Origin of the sequence: Phyllobacterium sp., assembly GCF_037994425.1 — a bacterium.
Classification (GTDB): Bacteria; Pseudomonadota; Alphaproteobacteria; order Rhizobiales; family Rhizobiaceae; genus Phyllobacterium.
This window is the reverse complement of the sequence record NZ_JBBNAM010000186.1, coordinates 1-2,133: the sequence shown is the minus strand read 5'-3', so window position 1 is coordinate 2,133 and position 2,133 is coordinate 1. Positions and strand designations below refer to the sequence as shown.

The 2,133-nt window shown below is 60.4% G+C and carries 3 protein-coding genes; all 3 read right to left on the bottom strand.

Features of this window, described 5'->3' with window-relative positions; all coding sequences use genetic code 11:
- The coding region (locus AAAB35_RS13325) for an ABC transporter transmembrane domain-containing protein (RefSeq protein ID WP_340668753.1) at window positions 1-589 on the bottom strand (589 nt) is incomplete at its 3' end.
- A 170-nt stretch (window positions 590-759) separates the two neighbouring features.
- Entirely contained in the window at window positions 760-1,788 is a 1,029-nt protein-coding gene (locus AAAB35_RS13320; protein WP_340668752.1) for a glucokinase, read from the bottom strand.
- Between the two features lie 77 nt (window positions 1,789-1,865).
- Window positions 1,866-2,133 (bottom strand): methylglyoxal synthase (locus AAAB35_RS13315; RefSeq protein ID WP_340668751.1); only part of this gene is annotated, 268 nt, incomplete at its 5' end.

Genomic DNA, 2,133 nt, shown 5'->3' with positions numbered 1-2,133 from the left:
CCGTAAGAAGGACCGGCGGTCCAACGAGAAGAGCGAAAAGCGACAGGAGGGGGTCGAGATAGATCATGCTGCCGACCATCGAGACCAAAGTCGGAATGTCTTTGCCGACGGTCGTGACGATAAGCTGCAGGAGGTCGCGCACGCCGGAAATGTTCTGGTTTATGCGCGCGGCAAGCTGGGCCGAACGATTGTCGTGATAGAAATCGAGGCCGAGCCGCATGAGTTGGTCGAAGATGCGGCGCTGGTAGCGGGCGACGATGTTGTTGCCGATCTTCGCCATGTACACCGAGTAAATGTAGGTGGCCACGCCGCGGACGATGAAGGCCGCAAGGATGCCGAGGCTGATGGGGACGATCAGGTCAGCGCGTTGTTCATAATAGATTTTATTTATCACATCCTTGAAGATGATCGCGACGAAGGCCATAGCGCCTGCTGTCGCCAGCATTGCCGGCACCGCTACGGCATAGGACGAGCGCTGTTCGCGTAGGTTCTCACGGAGGACCCTGCCGATAACGCGGCGCGCCTCGGTCATATCGATCTTTTTCTTTTTGGTCTGACCATCCATGCAGGCGGCAACTCGCTGGTACAAAAAGATTTCCCGACAAGGAATGACCTTGTCGCTGAAATTGTCCCTATAGCCTTATTGGTTCGGCTTGCCTATCGGTTTTGGGCACCGGCGCTCAGGCTTCGTCCCGAGTGTTGCCATTGTGCTGCGGCCTGCGCAGCGCGCAAATTCCCGTGGGCGCGGCCGGAAGGCGGTCAATCCCTGCGCCAGCGTCGTCCCTCGGTCGATACGCCGAAGCGGGTGGGCGTGCGTGAAAAGGCCGATAGGCCGCTGAGTGCGGCGAGAGGGTGGGTGATGATATAGACGGGCGTTTCGCGCAGGATCTCTCCATGTGGCGCCTTGTCTTCGAACGCCTGGCGGAAGGCCGGATTCTTGAGTGGCGCGACGATCTTCTGAACGATGCCGCCGGCAAGATAGACGCCGCCACGTGCCATGAAGGTCAAGGCGAAGTCACCCGCGAGGCGACCGAGGTAGACGACGAAAAGCGCCAGTGTTTCTTCGGCTTCGGGCGATTCGCCCGAAAGGCCAGCTGCGGTGATCTCCGCCGGCGTCTGGAGGGAAGCCTCGGTGCCGTTGACCTTGCAGATGGCGCGGTAAATGCTCTGGAGGCCCCGGCCGCAGAGCAGCTGTTCGCCGGAGATGCGCCCCTCGATATGTTCGACGTGCGGAAAGATTTCGAGATCGCGGGCCGTGCGGGGACCCATGTCGACATGTCCGCCTTCGCCCGGCACGGGAACCCAGCTATTGCGCGAACGCACCATGCCGGCGACACCGAGGCCGGTGCCGGGCCCAAGGACAGCGCGGCTGCCATGCGGATCACCCGGGCCGCCGCCTAGCTTTTCGAGATGCTTCGGCTCAAGGGACACGACGGCAAGGGCCTGTGCCTCAAAATCGTTGAGGACCGTAATGTCGCTGAGACCGAGCGTTTCCATCATTTGCCGCGGCTTCACCACCCAGGCGCAGTTTGTAAGGTCGATCTCGTCACCTTCCACGGGGCCGGCAATCGCGAGTACGGCGGAACGTGGCTGGATCGAGGTGTGGTCGAGAATGGCGTTCTGGATCGCTTCATCGATCGTCGGGTAGTCCGCAGTCTGGATGATAGGGAATTCCTTGGGCTCGGCGTAGGCATCCACCAAAATCGCGAAGCGCGCATTGGTGCCGCCGATATCGCCGACCAGAATCGGAAATTTCATGATGTGGTCGGTATCTGCCTGTGTCACCATAATCGCTTCCCTTGCGCCGCCCCTGGTATGATCTTGGATCATACGCCTTTAACAATATTGCTGCACGCGCGTTGCACTCAAACGGTGGACGGCGCACCAATCGTGTTCTCTACCGCGTCGTCACGCAGCAATCCTCGTTTTTGTACCAGAACCTCGGCCGTCGCCCGGTTCAATGCCATAGGTATGTCGCAGACGCTGCCGAGGCGCATCAAGGCCTTGACGTCAACGTCGTGGGGCATCGGTGACATGGGATCGACGAAGAAGATGAGGCCGTCGATCTTGCCTTCGGCAATGAGCGCGCCGATCTGCTGGTCGCCGCCAAGCGGTCCGCTTTTGACGCGCCGG